The following is a 16,008-nucleotide window of genomic DNA, read 5'->3' on the forward strand; positions in this document are numbered from 1 at the left end:
CGGCGAGGCCGTGGCTGCGAGCGGTTCACTGCCGTTGCGCGCGTGGGCTTTTGGTTCTGTTACGGCACGCAGCACCACGGACCTTCGATGGGCTCCGGCCGTCAGCAGCTCGGACTCGCCGTTCCCCGAGCCCCTGATGGTGCTTTTGGTGTCAGGAGCGCTTGCGGCGGCGGACGAGGAAGGCGGTGGCCGCTGCCGCCGTCGCGGCGAGGGCCAGGGCGAGGGTGGTGATCAGGGCGGTGGAGGGGGAGGATGGGGCGTCAGTCGATGTGGGGGTGGTGGTGACCGGGGTGGCGCCGAGGTCGGGGAGCGGGGGGATCGTCGCGGTGGGGGTGAGGGGGAGGCTGATGGTGAGCGGGTCCATCTCGGTGCCGGCGGGGTAGAGGTTGCCGAAGGCGTTCGCGCCGGCGGGGGTGAGGGCGAGGGGGAGGTCGGCGGCGGTGAGGAGGCCGTCCTCGGTCTTCAGTGCGTTCGCGTCGAAGGTGGCGAGTTCGACGGGGGCCGGGGTGCGGGTGGCGCCGTCGGGGGTGCGTCCGGAGACGTCGACGGTGAGGCGGCCCTCGGCGCCGGCGGTGGTGAGGCGGGGGTTGGCGAGGGTGAGGTCGAGGCCGGGGGTGTCGCCCTCGCGCAGGCCGGTGAAGCGGACGGTGCCGGCGAAGGCCGCGTCGAGGGTGCGGGTGTTCGGGTCCCAGTTGCCGCGGGCGGGCGTCCAGCGGAAGAAGGCCCCGCCGTCGGCCGCGCCGTCGCCGAGCTGCCAACCGCCCCGGGCGACGGAGCCGGTGACGTAGTCGCGGAAGGTGCGGCGCACGCCCCAGTCGAGGGCGCCCCGGTCGAGGGCGGTGGTGGGTGCGGCCGTCGGGGAGGCGGTCGGGGAGGCGGTCGGGGCGGGGGCGGCGGCCGTTTCGGACGGGGGCGCCGACGGGGTGGGCGTCGGGGCCGGGGTGGTGGCCGGGGTCTTGAGGGTGACGGAGAAGGTGAGCGGGTCGAGCGCCGTTCCGGCGGTGTAGAAGCCGCCGAAGGCGTCCGCGCCGGCCCCCGTCAGTGTCGCGGGGACGTTGCTGAGGGTAATGGTGCCGGTGGCGTTCTTGAGCTGGACGCCCGCGAGCGAGAGGTCGGCCAGGCGGGCCTGGCTGGTGCTGGAGGTCTTGCCGGTCTGGCGGGACTTGGAGCTGACGTCCGCGTACAGGGCGGCGCCGCCGTTCGCGGTGGTTCTGACGGTGAGCCGGGAGACGGCGAGGTCGAGCGCGTTGCCGCCGTTCTCCGGGTGGCCGGTGAAGCGGACGCCGCCCTGGAAGGCGGCGGACAGCGCGCCGGTGGACGGGTCGTAGCTGCCGGTCGCGGAGTGGAAGCGGAAGACCGAGCCGCCGACGGTGGCCGCGCCGCCGGTGAGGGCCCACTTGCCGCCCGCCACCGGGCCGGTGACGTAGCTGAGGAAGGACTGCTTGATGCCCCAGTCGAGCCGTCCGCCGGAGACGGCCGGATCGGCGGCGGCGGCCCGGCCGGGCAGCCAGGCGAGGGCGAGCAGCAGGGCGAGCGGCAGTACGAGGGCGGTGCGCAGCCGTCCGGCCGGGCGGCGGGGTGGTGCGGGGGGCCGTCCGGGGACGGGCATGGCGGATCACTCCTCGGCGGAGGGGAAGCGGGCAGGTGGCAGGGGGTGCGGAGGGCAGGACCCCCCTGTCGAACTGAGGTAAGGCTAACCTAATATATGAGTCAAGCGTTCCGCTCACGACCCCTCCCGGGTCGGCCCCGACGGGACGTCAACGCACCCAGAAAGGCCCGAGGTTGACCCGCACCCTCCGCGACCGGACCAGAACCGCCCCCGCCGTCCTGCTCGCCGTCCTCGGACTCCTGTTCGGCGCGAGCGCCTGTACCACCGGCCGGGCCGCCACCGCCGACCCGAAGGCCCCCGCCGCCCCCGCCGCGGCACCCGACCGGATCGAGGCGCTGCCCGACACCCCCGCCCCCCGACTGCCCGTCACCGTCCCCTCCGCCGACGGCCGGCAGGTCACCGTCACCAGCGCCGAGCGGATCGTCCCGCTCAACGGCAGCCTCGCCGAACTGGTCTTCAGCCTCGGCCTCGGCGACCGCGCGGTCGCCCGGGACGTCTCCACCACCTTCGAACAGGCCGCGAAGCTCCCCGTCATCACCCAGGCCCACGAGGTCTCCGCCGAGGGCGTGCTCTCCCTGCACCCCACCGTGGTGCTCGCCGACCGCAGCACCGGACCGGCCGAGGCCGTCGAACAGATCCGGGCCGCCGGCGTCCCGCTGATCGTCCTGGACGACGCCAAGCAGCTCGCCGACATCGGCCCCCGGATCGACGCCGTCGCCGCCGCCCTCGGCGTCCCCGACGCCGGTGCGCAGCTCAAGGAGCGCACCCAGCGCCGGATCGACGAGGTGCGGGCGCAGCTCCCGGCCGCCGCGGCCGCCCGCCCCAAGGTGGCGTTCCTGTACCTGCGCGGCAGCGCCTCGGTCTTCCTGCTCGGCGGCCCCGACTCCGGCGCGCCCTCGCTGATCGAGGCCGCCGGCGGCGAGGACGCCGGCACCGCCGCCCACCTCACCGGCGACTTCAGCCCGCTCACCAGCGAAGCCCTGGTCAAGGCCGCCCCCGACGCGATCCTGGTGATGAGCAAGGGCCTGGAGTCGGTCGGCGGCGTCGACGGCATGCTCGAACTGCCCGGCGTCGCCCAGACCCCCGCCGGACTCGACCGCCGGATCATCCCGATCGACGACGGCCGCCTGCTCTCCTACGGCCCGCGCACCCCCCAGGTGCTCCGCGAGATCGCCGACCAGCTGCACCGGGGCACCGAGTGACCACCACCGCCCTGCCCGAGACCCCCGCCCCCGCCCTGGACGGGAAGCCCGCCCGCGACAGGCGCCCGCTGCTGCTGGCCGCGCTCGGCGCCGCCCTGCTCGGCTGCGCACTGCTCGCCGCCGGCACCGGCGCCTACGCCGTCCCGCTCGGCGACATCCTCGCCTCGCTCGCCCACCGCGCCCACCTCGGCGGCCACGCCCTGGAACGCGTCCCCGAGTCGGTGCTGTGGAACGTCCGGCTGCCCCGCGTCGTGCTCGCCCTGCTGGTCGGCGCCGCGCTCGGCTGCGCCGGGGCGCTGATGCAGGGCGTGTTCGGCAACCCGCTGGCCGAACCCGCCGTGATCGGCGTCTCCTCCGGCGGCGCGGTCGGCGCCGTCGCCTGCATCGTGCTCGGCCTGGACGCCCTCGGCTCGTGGACCGTCACCGCCGCCGCGTTCGCCTCCGGCCTGCTCACCGTCGGCGCCGTCTACGCCATGTCGCGCAGCGGCGGCCGCACCGAGGTGGTCACCCTGCTGCTCACCGGCGTCGCCGTCAACGCGTTCTGCGGCGCCCTGATCGGCCTGCTGCTGTTCACCGCCGACACCGCCGCGATCAGCCAGGTCACCTTCTGGCAGCTCGGCTCGCTCTCCCAGGCGAGCTGGACCAAGGTGCTGGCCGTCCTCCCGTTCGCCGCCCTCGGCCTGGCCGTCGCCCCCCGCTACGCCCGCCGCCTCGACCTGCTCGCGCTCGGCGAACGCCCCGCCCGGCACCTGGGCGTGGACGTCGAACGGATGCGGATCGTGCTGATCACCGTGGTCGCGCTGCTCACCGCCGCCGCCGTCGCCGTCAGCGGCATCATCGGCTTCGTCGGCCTGGTCGTCCCGCACCTGCTGCGGATGCTCGCCGGCCCCGGCCACCGCTTCCTGCTGCCCGCCTCCGCCGTCGGCGGCGCACTCGTCCTGGTCGCCGGCGACCTCGCCGCCCGCACCCTGGCCGCCCCCGCCGAACTCCCGCTCGGCGTCCTGACCGCACTCATCGGCAGCCCGTTCTTCTTCTGGCTGCTGCGCCGCACCCGACGCCGTCAGGGAGGCTGGGCATGACCGCACTGCTGGAGGCCGAAGGCGTCGGGTGCGCCGCCGGGGGACGGCAACTGCTGGCCGACGTCGACCTGGCCGTGCGCGTCGGGGAGATCCTCGCCCTGCTCGGCCCCAACGGCGCCGGAAAGTCCACCCTGCTGTCCGTGCTGGCCGGCGACCGGCGCCCGGACCGCGGCGAGGTCCGGCTCGACGGCCGCCCGCTGGCCGCGCACCGGCCCGCCGAACTCGCCCGCCGCCGCGCCCTGCTGACCCAGACCCACGAGGTGTCCTTCCCGTTCCCCGCCGCCGAGGTGGTCCGGATGGGACGCGCCCCCTGGACCGGCCGCCGCACCGCCGCCCAGGACGAGGACGCCGTCACCGCCGCGCTGGCCGCCACCGACTGCACCCACCTCGCCGGGCGCCCGTTCACCGCGCTCTCCGGCGGCGAACGGGCCCGGGTCGCCCTCGCCCGGATCCTCGCCCAGGACACCGCGCTGCTGCTGCTCGACGAACCCACCGCCGCGCTCGACCTGCGCCACCAGGAACTCGTGTTGCGGATCGCCCGGGAACGTGCCGCCGCCGGGTGCGGCGTGGTCGTCGTCCTGCACGACCTCACCCTCGCCGCCGCGCACGCCGACCGGATCGCCCTGCTGGACGCCGGCCGCACCGTCGCCACCGGCCCCACCTGCGAAGTCCTGGACGCCGGACTGCTCAGCCGGGTCTACCGCCACCCCGTCGAAGTGCTGGCGCACCCGCGCGGGGGCGCGCCGATCGTGCTGCCCGAGCGCCCCCGCGAAGCAGATTGACGGATCGTCGGCCCGGGAAGACCTCCGAACGGTGGGCGACCGAACGGGCGGGATCCGGGCCGGGGCGCGGTCCGGGCGGGTGACCCGGGCGATCCGAGCACATGACCGAGCCGGGCACGGGTAACCGCACCAGCAGGAACCGGACCACACCGGACACCCGGAGGCACCACGATGACCCTCACCATGGCCCTGCTGCTCACCCCGCTGATCGTCGCCGCGGCCGTCACCGCGACCCGCGCCCCGGCCCGCCGCGGCCGCCACCGCGCCGCCCCGCGCGGCCGCCAGTCCTGACCGGCCGTCACCCGCGCCGCCCGCGGTAGTCGACGCGGAAGTAGCGGCCGCTGTCGAAGCCCGGTCCGCCGAAGCACAGGAGCAGCAGGGCGCCGTGCCGGGCCCGGGCTCTGGCGGGTTTCGGTGGTGGCGGCGGAGTGCTCCAGCGCCGGTGGCCCAGCCGGGCGGTTCCGATGCCGCGGCGCGGCGCCCGCTCCTCGGCCCGGAGCGACAGCGGCGCCCCCGGCCGGTCCCAGTCGAGCCGGAACCCCGGGGCGCCGAACTCCGGCTCGGGATCCGGACCGTCATCGGGCACGTACCCGAGACCGGGCCGGTAGACCCTGCGGTCCTGCGGGACGGGCAGCCAGTCTCCGACCCCGGCGACCCGGACCCGCTCCAGGACCTCGGCCACCCCGGCCGTCCCGTCCCGGACCGCGAACCAGGCGACGGCCCGCAGCCGGCGCTCGACCCCGCGAGAGGTGGGGGAGCCGAAGTTGCCGGAGGAGTAGAGCGCGCGGGTCACCGAGTCGGAGAAATCCGTCCGCACGTGCTCCAGGCCCTCAACCTCCCCCAGCCGCCCGACCAGGTCGAGCACCTCCTGCTCCACCGCGTCCCGCCGCGCCCGGGCCTCCGGGACTTCGGCCAGCCGCCGCATCCGCCGCTTCGGCGGCCCGACGAGGTGCGAGCGCGTCAGGCCCAGCAGCACGACCATCAACACCACCCCGACCGCTTGGACCGGCACGGCCGCCAACCGCTTCAACATCCTCGCCACTTCCCCACCCCCGCTCTCACCCTCGGCGCGCCGGCCCCCGATGGCAAGGGGGAGCGGCGTCCGTTCTTCCCGCCCCCGGGCGGCGGTTCGGCCCCGACCCCCCGCCGACAGCCGCCACCTGCGCGGATGGGAGGATCGCGGCGCCCGTTCCGGATGAGGAGGACCAGTGGAAGACCGCTCGGAGCACGACCACGCCGCCTGGGAGGAGCTCGTCGGCGCGGCCCGCGAACGCGCCCGGGGCCGGCAGGCCCTGCTGGGCGAGCGGCTCGCCCCGCCGGACGACGTCCAGTACCGGTGGTCGATGGACGAGGCCCGGATCACCTGGTCGCGCGGCGGAACGGCCTTCCTGACCGGTCGGATCACCATGATCGGCAGCGTCAGCCTCTCGCACCGGACCTGGCTGTGGGCCTGGGCGAACGACTCGCTCCCGGCCGCCGTCCTCGGCGACATCGAGCAGGTCCGCCACTACGGCGAGCGGCACGGCCACCCCGTCCTGCCCTGGCCGGGGTTCGACTACCACCCCGAACTCGTCGCCGAGGCCCGGCTGGTCGCCGCCGCCGTCCTGGACGCCGACGCGCTGTGGACGGAGCACGAGGAGGACACCCAGCTGCACTTCCTGATCCACGACCTGACGCCCGTCACCTGCTGACACCGCCCCGGCGGCGGTGGGCGGCCACCCGGGTGCGGGAGGCGCAGGCGGGGGAGCAGTAGCGGCGCGGGCTGCCGGGGCCGGTGTGCAGGTGGAGGGTGCGGCAGCCGGCGGCCGCGCACTCGGCCCAGACCGGGCGGCCGTGCTCGGTCAGCAGCTGGGCCAGCGCCAGGGCGCTCGACGCCAGGAACCACTCGCCCCAGCCGGCGTCCTCGCGGTCCGCGTGCAGGTGCCAGGAGTGGCCGTCGTGCCGGGACAGCCGGGGCGCGACGGCGTGCTCGGCCAGCACCGCGTTCAGGGCGGCCGCCGCCAGGTCCGGATCCGGCTCGGCGAGCAGATCGGCCATCCGCCGGGCGGCGTCCCGCAGTTCGCGCAGGTCGGCGCCGGAGAACGCGTCCGGCGCCAGGTCCTGCGGACGCTCGCCGTGGCGCGCCAGCAGCGCCGTCGCCACCTCGCGGGGCAGTTCGGGGTGAGCACGGACGGCGTTCGCCAGGTCGATCAGGCGCTGGGCGGTGTCGAAACCGCGGCTGCTCATGCGGATGCCTTCCTGGAGCCGGTTCCGGCGGGGGCTTGCGTTCCGTCCGGGTAACGCCTTTTGATGGTAAGCCGTTACGGGGGGATGCCGGAATGCTGCTGCGCTACACGTTCGTCGCGTTCCTCGCCCGGCTGGCCGACGAGGGCGCCGCCGTGGCGATGGTCCTGCTCGCCCTGCACCGCACGGGCGACGCGGCACCCGGCGCGTTCGTGCTCGCCGCCTGGACGGCCCCGCACGTGCTGGCCGCACCGCCGGCCGGAGCCCTCGCCGCCCGCACCCGCCGCCCCCGGCTCCTGCACGCCGCCGCGCTCGGCGTCTTCGCCGCCACCGTGGCCGTCCTCGCCGCCACCCTCGGCCGCCTCCCGCTCCCGCTCGTCCTCGCCGTCGCCGCGCTCGGCGGCTGCTGCGGGCCCGTCGTCTCCGGCGGACTCTCCGCCCTGCTCACCCGGCTGCCGCCGGACGGGGCGCGGGCGCGGGGGCGGGCGGAAGCGGAGGTAGGGGAGGAGGGGCGGGCGCAGGCGTGGGACGCGGTGACGTACAACGCCGCCGCCGTGGCCGGGCCCGGACTCGTCGCGCTGCTCGCCGCCCTCGGGTCCCCGGCCGCCGCGATGCCGGTGCTGGCGGTCGCCGCCGGGTGCGCGGCCGTCCTGACCGCCCTGCTGCCGCCGGTCGCGCCGCTCGCCGGGCCGCCGCCCGGTCGGCTGCGCCGGGAGCTGGCGCAGGGGCTGCGGACGGTGTGGCGGCGGCGCGAACTGCGGGCCGTCACCGCCGCTACCTGCCTGGCCTTCCTCGGCCTGGGAGGGCTGACCGCGACGGGCGTCCTGCTCGCCGGGCACCTGGGCCGGGCGGGCGCGGGCGGCCTCCTGCTGACCGCGTTCGCGCTCGGCGCGCTGGCCGGGACGCTGCTGCTCACCCGGCCGTGGGTGCGGGCGGCGCCGCGACGGCTGGCCGTGGCCGGCCTGGCGGGAACGGGCGCCGGGCTCGCGGTGGCGGCGGCGGTGCCGGTGCTGCCGGTGGCGGTCGGCGGCTTCGCGGTGGCGGGCGCGTGCGACGGCCTCGTCCTGACGGCGACGCTGCGGATCCGGGCCGCCCACTCCCCGCCGCACCGGCTGGCACAGGTGTTCACGCTGGGAGCCGGGCTGAAGGTGTCCGCCGCCGCGGCCGGCTCCGCCCTCGCCGCAGCGGCCACGGCCGCCACCGCGCCCCGCTACCTGCTCGGCATCGCCGCGCTGCAACTGGCGGCCGCCCTGCTGTACACCGTGCTCGGGCGCGGCGCGCGGGACTGATCCGGCGTCAGGGAGCGGCCGGGAGGAAGGACGGCAGGACGAGGTCGCCGACCGCGAAGGGGCCGGCGGTGCCGTGCGGGCGGATCACCTCGAGGACGAACTCCGGGACGGTCAGGTCGAAGCGGTGCCAGTCGGCGTTCTCGCTCAGCGCGAGGACCGGCCACGCGTCCGGCCGCGCCGGGTCGGGGAGCCAGAAGAAGCTGTCGCCGTGGCAGGTGCCGCCCCACGGGACCAGGCCGCCCGGTTCGCCGGGTGGCGGGTAGGGGCGCAGGTGGTCGGCGGCGCCGGGGGAGAGCCAGGCGGCCGACTCGCGGGCGAGGGAGTGCGCGGTCCGCTCGTCCCCCGGGCCGGAGAGGAACAGGTACTGGCTGAACTCGCCGGGTCCGAACAGCTCGGCGAGTTCCCGGAACGAGGCGGGGACGGGCAGGCCGAGGCGCCGTTCGACGGGGAGCCAGTCGGTGGCGGCGGGCCGCGGGCGGGTCCAGCGGGTCAGGGCGGCGAGTTCCGCCACGGCGGGGGTCACCGGGCGGGGGCCCCGGTGCGGTGGGCGATCAGGGTGGCGAGGCCGTCGAGGATGCGGGCCAGGCCGAAGTCGAAGGCGTTGTCGCGGCCGTCGGGGGGTTCGGCCAGGGCGGCGGCCAGGGCGGGGTAGCGGGTGGCGTGGGTGTGGATCAACGGGACCAGGGCGTGCAGGAGTTCGGCCTCGGGGGAGCCGGTGGCGGACTGGCGGTGCTGGGCGGCGAGGGTGCGGACGTGGCCGATCAGCAGGACGGCGGTGTCCATGCGTTCGGCGCCGGTCAGGCCGTGGCCGTCGAGGGCGGCCACCACGCTCTCCAGCCAGGCGAGTTCGCGCGGACCGGTGGGGCGGGGGGCGGCGAGGGCGTCCAGCAGCCAGGGATGGGCGGTGAGGACGGCGGACATCCGGTGCGCCCAGGCGGTGAGCTGTTCGCGCCAGGGGGCGCCGCTCGGCGGCGGCGGGTCGCCCGCGGTGTGCTCGATCATCAGGGCGACGAGTTCGGCCTTGCCCGGGACGTAGCGGTACAGCGCCATCTTGGTGTGGCCGAGCAGCCCCGCGACCCGCTGCATGGAGACCGCGGCCAGGCCCTCGGCGTCCGCGATCTCGATCCCGGCGCGGGCGATCGACTCCAGGGTGAGGCCCGGTTTCGGCCCCCTGGTCGGTCGGGCGGGCGGTTCCCACAGCAGCCGCAGTGCCGGGTGCGGTTCGGTCACGACCCCTCCTCCTGCCACCGGTCGGCCTTGTGCGCGGCCCGGAACTGCGTCTACCGTACACAGCAAGTAACTGCGTCCTGCGGACGCAATTAACAGGGAGGACCCCCGTGCGGATCCTGATCTCCGGCGCCGGCATCGGCGGCCCCGCGCTCGCGCACTGGCTCGCCCGGTACGGACACCGGCCCACCGTGGTCGAACTCGCCCCCGCCCTGCGGGCCGGCGGGCAGGCCGTCGACTTCCGCGGCCCCACCCACCTGACCGTGCTGCGGCGGATGGGCCTGCTGGACGAGCTGCGCGAACGGCAGACCGGCGGCACCCCGATGACCTTCACCGACGTCCGCGGCCGCACCCGGCTGCACCTGCCCGCCGAGTTCGCCGGGGGCGAGGTGGAGATCCGGCGCGGCGAACTCGTCCAGCTGCTGCACCGGCACAGCGCCCCCGGCACCGAGTACCTGTTCGGCGACACCGTCACCGCCCTGCGCCAGGACGCCGACGGCGTCGACGTCACCTTCCGGCACGCCCCCGCGCGCCGCTTCGACCTGGTGGTCGGCGCCGACGGCCTGCACTCCCGCGTCCGCGCCCTCGCCTTCGGCCCCGAACGGCAGTACGTCCGCCACCTCGGCCACTACGCCGCCACCTGGCCCTTCGCCAACCGCCTCGGCCTGCCCGCCGGAACCACCGGCACCAACACCCCCGGCCGGCTCGCCGCCGCCGGCGCCGACCCCCGCGACCCCGGACGGGCCGGCGCCTTCCTGCTGTTCGCCTCGCCCGAACTCGTCCTCGACCGGCACGACCCCGCCGCGCTCAAGGCCCTGCTGCGCGAGCGCTTCGCCGACCTGCCGCACCCCGTCCCGCAGTTGCTCGCCACCCTGGACGAGGTCGAGGACCGCGACCTGTACGTCGACTCGATCAGCCGCGCCGACGTACCCGCCTGGTCCGACGGCCGGATCGCCCTGCTCGGCGACGCCGCCTGCGGCGCCACCATCGGCGGCATGGGCACCGGCACCGCGCTCGTCGCCGCGTACGTCCTGGCCGCCGAACTCGCCCGCGCCGACGGCGACCACCGCTCCGCCCTCGCCCGCTACGAGCGCACCGTCCGCCCCTACGCCGAACGCTGCCAGCGCGGCGGCGACCGCACCGGCCCCTTCCTCGCCCCGCGCACCGCCCGCGGGCTGTGGCTGCGCAACACCCTGCTGAGCCGGCCCGCGCTGCTGAACCGGATGCTCGCCATCGGCGAGGACACCGCCACCCTCGACCTGCCGGAACCCGCCCGCGAACCGCAGGAGCGGGGGTGAGGCGCGGGCGCGGGAGGCGGGGACGGGAAGCGGGGGAGAGGTAGCCTTATTCCATGGAATTCGCGAGGAATGGGGTGACCGCGATGGCGGACCGGGCCGCGAAGAGCGAGCTGTACGAGGCGTTCGCCGCCACCGGCAAAGCGCTCTCCAACGGCAAGCGGCTCGAACTGCTCGACCTGCTCGCCCAGGGCGAGCGCACCGTCGACGCGCTCGCCAAGGCCGCCGGACTCAACCTCACCACCGCCTCCGCCCACCTGCAGACCCTCAAACAGGCCGGACTGGTCGCCACCCGCCGCGACGGCGTCCGCATCCACTACCGCCTCGCCGGGGACGACGTCGCCGAACTCTTCGCCGGACTGCGCCGGGTCGCCGCCCGCCACCAGGCCGCCGTCACCCCCGCCCGCGCCGCCTACCTCGGCCCGGAGGACGAGGACGGGACGCTCACCCGCGAGGAGATGCGCGCCCGCGCCGCCGCCGGGCAGATCGTCGTCCTCGACGTCCGGCCCGCCGAGGAGTACGCCGCCGGGCACATTCCCGGTGCGCTCTCCATCCCGGTCGAGGAACTCGCCGACCGGATCGGCGAACTCCCGGCCGGCGCCGAGGTCGTCGTCTACTGCCGGGGCGAGTACTGCGCCCTCGCCCACGACGCCGTCCGCCTGCTGCGCGCCAACGGCCGCCGGGCCCTGCGGCTCGACGACGGCATGCTGGAGTGGCGGCTCGCCGAACTGCCGGTCGAGGCCGCCTGAGTGACGCCCCGGCGGGGGAGGCGGGGTATGGGCGGCCCGGTGTGACGATGCTGTGACGAGCCTGCTGCGGGCGCGTGTCGCAGGGCCCCTACGGTGTGTTGGTATGCGTTCTTCTGACGGCCCGGCGGGCCACCACGGCCACGGCGGCCAGGGCCACGACGGCCACGAGCAGGGCCAGGGCCACGATGGCCACGAGCAGGGCCAGGACCAGGGCCGCGAGCAGGGCCAGGACCAGGGGCGGGGCGGCCAGGGCCGGGACGGTGCCGGCGGCGCCCCGCGGGCCGGACGGCGAGGACTCGTGCCGGCCGTGAGCGCGGCGGTCCTCGTCGCCGTCGCCGTCGGCGCCGGCCTGGTGTACCTCCCCGGGAACGACCACCCGGCCGCCGCGCCCGCGCCGACCGCCACCGCCTCGCCCAGCCCCACGCGCGAGCCGCGGCTCGGCGGCCCCGCCCTGCCCGACCTCCCGCCGAACTACGTGGCGCCGTTGGACAGCTTCCTGCCCGCCACGGTGAAACTGGGCCTGGCCAAGCCCTACGAACGGGTCTCGGCCACCGACCTGACGGACTGCGCCGACCCCTCGATGCCCGAGCGCGAGCGCGGGATCGTCCGGAAGGCCGGGCGCTGCGTGGCCCTGCAACTCGTGGTGTACGGCGATGCCGACAACCGGTACACCTTCTGGGTCCTGACCATGCGCACGCTGTCGGACGCGCTGGCGCTGCAGAGCGAGCTCCGGAGGTTCGACGGTGCGGAGCCGGAGGAGCCCTACCGCCCCGTGACCATCGGCATCGCGGACCGGACGGTCTGGCTGTGGACGGCCACGGCGGTCGATCCCGCGAAGCCCGCGGACCGGAACCGGTTGGACTACCTCGCCGACGAGATCTGCGACCGCTGGATCAAGCAGGTGCAGGTGGCCCGGGAGGAGCGGCTGGTCTCGGAACCGCCACTGGTCTGAGGCCCGCCCCGGGCGCCGTCCTGCGTCGCCCCCGCCGCTGCTCCCGCCGTCCCCGCCGTCCCCCGGGTGTGAAAGTTTCTCGCTCGGCGCGGGTTTTCCGGCCCCGCTCCGAAGTGGGACGAAACGTGTGCGAAGGGCCCGTTCGACAGCGGTTCGACAGGGCGAAAGGCCGTCAGGGGCGGTCGGCGGGGCGGGAGTTCGCCGTGCGCGGGCCCCTGCCGCCCGAGCGGGACGGCCGCTAGCATCGGCCGCGGTCCGTTGCGGGAGCGCTCCCACGCTCCGGTTCCCGCATCGTCCCCGGTCAGCATGCCCCCACTCTGATGCCGACCGCCTCTCCCACCCGAGAGCACCCCGGAGGACACCGTGCACACCCCCGACCCCCACGGGCGCGCCGCCGCCCGGCCGACCCGGCGCGCCGCCGCGCTCACCCTCGCCGCCGCCACTGCCGCCGTCGGCCTGGTGGCCTTCGCCCAGGGCGGCGCCGACGCCGCCGTGCAGGGCAGCCTCTCCCCGGACACCCAGTTCTACAAGGACCCGACCTCGCAGGCCGTCAGGTGGGCGGCCGCCAACCCCGGCGACTACCGGGCGCCGGTCATCTCCAAGCGGATCGCCAGCCAGGCGCAGGGCATCTGGTTCGCCAACTACCGCCCCGACACCGTCACCTCCGACGTCCGCACGATCACCTCCGCCGCCGCCCAGTCCGGCCAGGTGCCGGTGCTGGTGGCCTACATGATCCCCAACCGGGACTGCGGCGGCGCCTCGGCCGGCGGCGCCCCCGACCTCGCCTCGTACGACGCCTGGGTCGGCAAGTTCGCGGCCGGGCTGGGCGGTTCGCGCTCCGTCGTGGTGCTGGAGCCGGACTCGATCGCGCTCACCACCTGCCTCAGCGCCCAGCAGCAGAACGACCGCTTCGCCTCGCTGGCCCGCGCCGTCAACACCATCCACGCCGCCGCCCCGAACGCCAAGGTCTACCTCGACGGCGGCCACTCCACCTGGAACTCCCCCTCCGAGCAGGCCAACCGGCTGCGCGGCGCGGGCGTGCTCAACTCGGACGGCTTCTTCACCAACGTCTCCAACTTCAACACCACCTCCAACGAGACCTCGTTCGCCCACGGCGTGCTGAACGCCCTCGGCAACCCCGGCAACCTGCACGCCGTCATCGACACCAGCCGCAACGGCAACGGCCCGTCGGGCAGCGTCTGGTGCGACCCGTCCGGCCGCAAGATCGGCAACTACCCGACCGCCGCGACCAACGACAGCGCGATCGACGCCTTCCTGTGGATCAAGCCCCCGGGCGAGGCCGACGGCTGCGCCGCCGCCGCGGGCACCTTCGTCCCCGACATCGCCTACCAGTTGGCGCAGAACGCGGCCGACCCGAGCACGCCCGCCCCGTCCTCGCAGCCGCCCACCTCGCAGCCGCCGACGTCCCAGCCGCCGACCTCGCAGCCCCCGACCTCGCAGCCCCCGACGTCCCAGCCGCCGACGTCCCAGCCGCCGACCGGGAACGCGTCCTGCTCGATCGCGTACCGGGCCAACTCCTGGACGGGCGGCTTCACCGCGGACATCACGGTGAAGAACACCGGCAGCACTGCCCTCAGCGGCTGGAAGCTGGCCTGGACGTTCCCCGGTGACCAGAAGATCACCAGCGCCTGGAACGCCACCGTCGTCCAGAGCGGCGCCTCCGTCACCGCCACCGACCTCGGCTACAACGGCACCCTGGCGGCCGGCGCGTCCACCAGCTTCGGCCTGCAGGCCACCTACGGGTCGAACAACACCACCCCGAGCGCCTTCATGCTGAACGGCACCGCCTGCACCGCCTCCTGAGCCATCCTCCCCAGCCCCGTCGGCCACCCCCCACCTGTGGGCCGGCGGGGCACCCTCCTTTTCCGGCCCGGCACCCCCCCGGGGGGGCGCGGCGCCACGAGCCGTGCTCAGGGCCGGAGTTGGACGGCCGTCACCATCACGTAGCCGACCAGCAGCCCGAACAGGCACACCGCCGTGATGTACCGGGGCGTGAACGGCAGCCCCGCGAGCGACGGGTAGAGCAGGACGGCGCCGCCCGCCGCCAGATCGGCCAGGTACAGGCCGTCGGGCGGGACGACGCCGGTGCTGTGGGCGGCCCAGCCGGTGGCGATCAGGAAACCCGTCAGCAGGGTGAAGCCGGACAGCAACCCGGAGCCGATCGCCCCGAGCGTGGGGTGCGGTTCCGGGAACGGCTCGCCCTCCGGCACCTCGGGGCGCAGGCGGTGCGCCACCGCGAGTGCGCCCACGGCGAGCGCCATGGCCCCGAGGGCGCCGAACAACGGAGCGAGATTCAACGGCTCCTCCTGGAGAACGCGAAGTGCTGCCCGGCGAGGGCCGCGAGCGCGGCCGGCAGCAGGACGGTGACGAGCAGGACGCTCGCCCAGACCGAGGGTTCGAGCGGGCCCGGCCCGGCGGCCGGTGCGTCCGGCGGCGGTACCGCGACCAGCGTCGAGGGCGACGCGGCGGGGGTTGGTGCGGCGGGTGCGGGGACGGTGGGGGTCGGTGTCGGGGTCGCTACCGGAGTGCGGGCGGGAGCGGGGGGCGGCACGCTGTCGGCCCGGACGGTCGGGGTCGGGGTCGGGGTCGGGGAGTGGGTCTGCGGGTGGGGCTGGGCCGGGGCCTGGGTGTGCGGAGCGGCGGGCGGCGGGGGCTGCGAAGGCGTCGGGGCGGGGGACGGGGTCGGGGACGGGTGGGCAGTGGGTGTCGGTGGCGGGGACGGGGATGGTGGCGGCGTGGGAGTGGGTGTCGGTGTGGGCGTGGGGTGCGGGTGGTGGCAGTGCCAGTCCCAGTGCCAGGGCGGGTGGTGCGGCAGCGGCAGGGGGCAGAGCGGGGGGAGCGGCGGCAGGTCGGGGAGTTGAGGCAGCAGTGGCAGTGAGGGCAGCGGCGGCAGCGGCGGGAGGTGATCGTCCGGGGTGCGGTCCATTGCCCGATCATCGGACCGTCCCCGTGGCGTGCGGTAGTCGTTCGCGGTCAAACCCCACCGGCCGGTGAACCCTCCCGGGGCGCGGCGGAACGTTCGGACGGGGCTCGGTCGTCCGTTCGACCGAGGGCGGCGGCGGCGAGTGCCACCGCGGCGGCGGCCAGCACCGGCCACCCCGTGCCGAGCAGCAGCGCCAGCACCGCCGGGCAGCTCACGGCGGCGGCCAGACGCGGCGCGCCGTCCAGGACGCGGACCGCCGCGGCCGTGCAGGTCAGGTAGACGGTGAGGAACAGCGCCGTGGGCACGGCCACCAGTTGAGCGGTCGTCAGCAGGCCCGTCCCGACCAGGGCGAACAGCGGGCCGCCGGTCAGCGCGGTGGCCGCCACCACGGCGAGCGAGCCGCGGCGCCCGGCGGCCGTGCCGGACGGGAGCAGTGCGTCCAGCAGGGCGGCCGCGCCCGTCAGGTAGGTGTTGGTGGCGGCCAGGGTGAGGACCAGCGCCGCACCGGCGGCCAGCAGCGGGCCCCGGGAGCCGAGCGCGGCGCGCATCAGGTCGGCCAGCGGGACGGAGCCGCCCGCACCCGGGCCGAGCACCGCCACCGTCGCGGCCGCCAGGGCCAGGCAGAGCAGCGAGGTCACGGCGAAGGCGATCAGCACC

Annotated in this window: 16 protein-coding genes and 1 pseudogene; 9 read left to right on the top strand and 8 right to left on the bottom strand. The window is 76.2% G+C overall.

The genetic code is table 11. The annotated features are described in order from the left end of the window. Positions 1–151 precede the first annotated feature (151 nt). A complete protein-coding gene (locus ACFUEL_RS18750; protein ID WP_380237439.1) occupies positions 152–1,609 on the bottom strand; it encodes an HtaA domain-containing protein in 1,458 nt (485 codons plus the stop codon). A 173-nt stretch (positions 1,610–1,782) separates the two neighbouring features. Here ACFUEL_RS18750 and ACFUEL_RS18755 point away from each other — a divergent pair, with 173 nt between their 5' ends. The 3 genes from ACFUEL_RS18755 to ACFUEL_RS18765 are packed head-to-tail and all read left to right on the top strand — an operon-like array spanning position 1,783 to position 4,672. After that, the gene (locus ACFUEL_RS18755) at positions 1,783–2,811 is read left to right on the top strand and encodes a hemin ABC transporter substrate-binding protein (RefSeq protein ID WP_380237440.1); all 1,029 of its coding nucleotides are present in this window, start codon (positions 1,783–1,785) and stop codon (positions 2,809–2,811) included. Between the two features lie 11 nt (positions 2,812–2,822). After that, positions 2,823–3,890, top strand: coding sequence for a FecCD family ABC transporter permease (locus tag ACFUEL_RS18760; protein WP_380237456.1), 1,068 nt, complete (start codon positions 2,823–2,825; stop codon positions 3,888–3,890). After that, positions 3,887–4,672 (top strand): heme ABC transporter ATP-binding protein, encoded by a 786-nt coding sequence (locus ACFUEL_RS18765; protein WP_380237441.1) that lies wholly within the window; start codon positions 3,887–3,889, stop codon positions 4,670–4,672. The genes ACFUEL_RS18760 and ACFUEL_RS18765 overlap by 4 nt, the downstream gene beginning before the upstream one ends. A 298-nt stretch (positions 4,673–4,970) precedes the next feature. Here ACFUEL_RS18765 and ACFUEL_RS18770 read toward each other — a convergent pair whose 3' ends face one another. After that, the gene (locus tag ACFUEL_RS18770) at positions 4,971–5,714 is read right to left on the bottom strand and encodes a hypothetical protein (RefSeq protein WP_380237442.1); all 744 of its coding nucleotides are present in this window, start codon (positions 5,712–5,714) and stop codon (positions 4,971–4,973) included. Positions 5,715–5,880: 166 nt separating this feature from the next. Between ACFUEL_RS18770 and ACFUEL_RS18775 the strand changes: the two genes are divergently transcribed. Beyond that, entirely contained in the window at positions 5,881–6,363 is a 483-nt protein-coding gene (locus ACFUEL_RS18775) for a DUF6882 domain-containing protein (protein ID WP_380237443.1), read from the top strand. Here the strand turns inward: ACFUEL_RS18775 and ACFUEL_RS18780 are convergent. Next, the gene (locus ACFUEL_RS18780) at positions 6,353–6,898 is read right to left on the bottom strand and encodes a CGNR zinc finger domain-containing protein (RefSeq protein ID WP_380237444.1); all 546 of its coding nucleotides are present in this window, start codon (positions 6,896–6,898) and stop codon (positions 6,353–6,355) included. The two genes, ACFUEL_RS18775 and ACFUEL_RS18780, sit on opposite strands and share 11 nt — an antisense overlap. A gap of 92 nt (positions 6,899–6,990) precedes the next feature. Here ACFUEL_RS18780 and ACFUEL_RS18785 point away from each other — a divergent pair, with 92 nt between their 5' ends. Continuing rightward, a complete protein-coding gene (locus ACFUEL_RS18785) occupies positions 6,991–8,184 on the top strand; it encodes an MFS transporter (protein ID WP_380237446.1) in 1,194 nt (397 codons plus the stop codon). A 7-nt stretch (positions 8,185–8,191) separates the two neighbouring features. On the opposite strand, the gene ACFUEL_RS18790 is transcribed toward ACFUEL_RS18785, so the two are convergent. Together ACFUEL_RS18790 and ACFUEL_RS18795 are read right to left on the bottom strand one after the other, a co-directional pair. Next, positions 8,192–8,707, bottom strand: a complete 516-nt coding sequence (locus ACFUEL_RS18790) for a hypothetical protein (protein ID WP_380237447.1) — start codon at positions 8,705–8,707, stop codon at positions 8,192–8,194. Then, positions 8,704–9,414: a TetR/AcrR family transcriptional regulator gene (locus ACFUEL_RS18795; protein ID WP_380237448.1), complete on the bottom strand. Its 711-nt coding sequence runs from the start codon at positions 9,412–9,414 to the stop codon at positions 8,704–8,706. The genes ACFUEL_RS18790 and ACFUEL_RS18795 overlap by 4 nt, the downstream gene beginning before the upstream one ends. A 107-nt stretch (positions 9,415–9,521) precedes the next feature. Between ACFUEL_RS18795 and ACFUEL_RS18800 the strand changes: the two genes are divergently transcribed. The 4 genes from ACFUEL_RS18800 (at position 9,522) to ACFUEL_RS18815 (ending at position 14,231) form a co-directional block, all read left to right on the top strand. Further along, the gene (locus ACFUEL_RS18800; RefSeq protein WP_380237450.1) at positions 9,522–10,709 is read left to right on the top strand and encodes an FAD-dependent monooxygenase; all 1,188 of its coding nucleotides are present in this window, start codon (positions 9,522–9,524) and stop codon (positions 10,707–10,709) included. Between the two features lie 53 nt (positions 10,710–10,762). After that, the gene (locus tag ACFUEL_RS18805) at positions 10,763–11,455 is read left to right on the top strand and encodes an ArsR/SmtB family transcription factor (RefSeq protein WP_380237451.1); all 693 of its coding nucleotides are present in this window, start codon (positions 10,763–10,765) and stop codon (positions 11,453–11,455) included. A 103-nt stretch (positions 11,456–11,558) separates the two neighbouring features. Then, positions 11,559–12,407, top strand: a complete 849-nt coding sequence (locus ACFUEL_RS18810) for a hypothetical protein (RefSeq protein WP_380237452.1) — start codon at positions 11,559–11,561, stop codon at positions 12,405–12,407. 363 nt (positions 12,408–12,770) lie between these two features. Next, positions 12,771–14,231: a glycoside hydrolase family 6 protein gene (locus ACFUEL_RS18815; RefSeq protein WP_380237453.1), complete on the top strand. Its 1,461-nt coding sequence runs from the start codon at positions 12,771–12,773 to the stop codon at positions 14,229–14,231. Between the two features lie 107 nt (positions 14,232–14,338). On the opposite strand, the gene ACFUEL_RS18820 is transcribed toward ACFUEL_RS18815, so the two are convergent. From ACFUEL_RS18820 to ACFUEL_RS18830, 3 genes and pseudogenes are all read right to left on the bottom strand, one after another. After that, complete coding sequence (locus ACFUEL_RS18820) at positions 14,339–14,725, bottom strand: hypothetical protein (RefSeq protein ID WP_380237454.1); 387 nt, start codon at positions 14,723–14,725, stop codon at positions 14,339–14,341. Then, entirely contained in the window at positions 14,722–15,354 is a 633-nt protein-coding gene (locus tag ACFUEL_RS18825) for a hypothetical protein (protein WP_380237455.1), read from the bottom strand. The genes ACFUEL_RS18820 and ACFUEL_RS18825 overlap by 4 nt, the downstream gene beginning before the upstream one ends. Positions 15,355–15,401: 47 nt before the next feature. Further along, positions 15,402–16,008: pseudogene (locus ACFUEL_RS18830) on the bottom strand (amino acid transporter); the annotation flags it as partial.

Source organism: Kitasatospora sp. NPDC057198 (assembly GCF_042670125.1).
GTDB lineage: Bacteria > Actinomycetota > Actinomycetes > Streptomycetales > Streptomycetaceae > Kitasatospora.

What these genes read in the sequence shown, in the direction of transcription:
- ACFUEL_RS18750 (WP_380237439.1), bottom strand. Translation starts at nt 1,609, where the DNA reads ATGCCCGTCCCCGGACGGCCCCCCGCACCACCCCGCCGCCCGGCCGGA.
- ACFUEL_RS18765 (WP_380237441.1), top strand. Translation starts at nt 3,887, where the DNA reads ATGACCGCACTGCTGGAGGCCGAAGGCGTCGGGTGCGCCGCCGGGGGA.
- ACFUEL_RS18780 (WP_380237444.1), bottom strand. Translation starts at nt 6,898, where the DNA reads ATGAGCAGCCGCGGTTTCGACACCGCCCAGCGCCTGATCGACCTGGCG.
- ACFUEL_RS18785 (WP_380237446.1), top strand. Translation starts at nt 6,991, where the DNA reads ATGCTGCTGCGCTACACGTTCGTCGCGTTCCTCGCCCGGCTGGCCGAC.
- ACFUEL_RS18805 (WP_380237451.1), top strand. Translation starts at nt 10,763, where the DNA reads ATGGAATTCGCGAGGAATGGGGTGACCGCGATGGCGGACCGGGCCGCG.
- ACFUEL_RS18810 (WP_380237452.1), top strand. Translation starts at nt 11,559, where the DNA reads ATGCGTTCTTCTGACGGCCCGGCGGGCCACCACGGCCACGGCGGCCAG.
- ACFUEL_RS18825 (WP_380237455.1), bottom strand. Translation starts at nt 15,354, where the DNA reads ATGGACCGCACCCCGGACGATCACCTCCCGCCGCTGCCGCCGCTGCCC.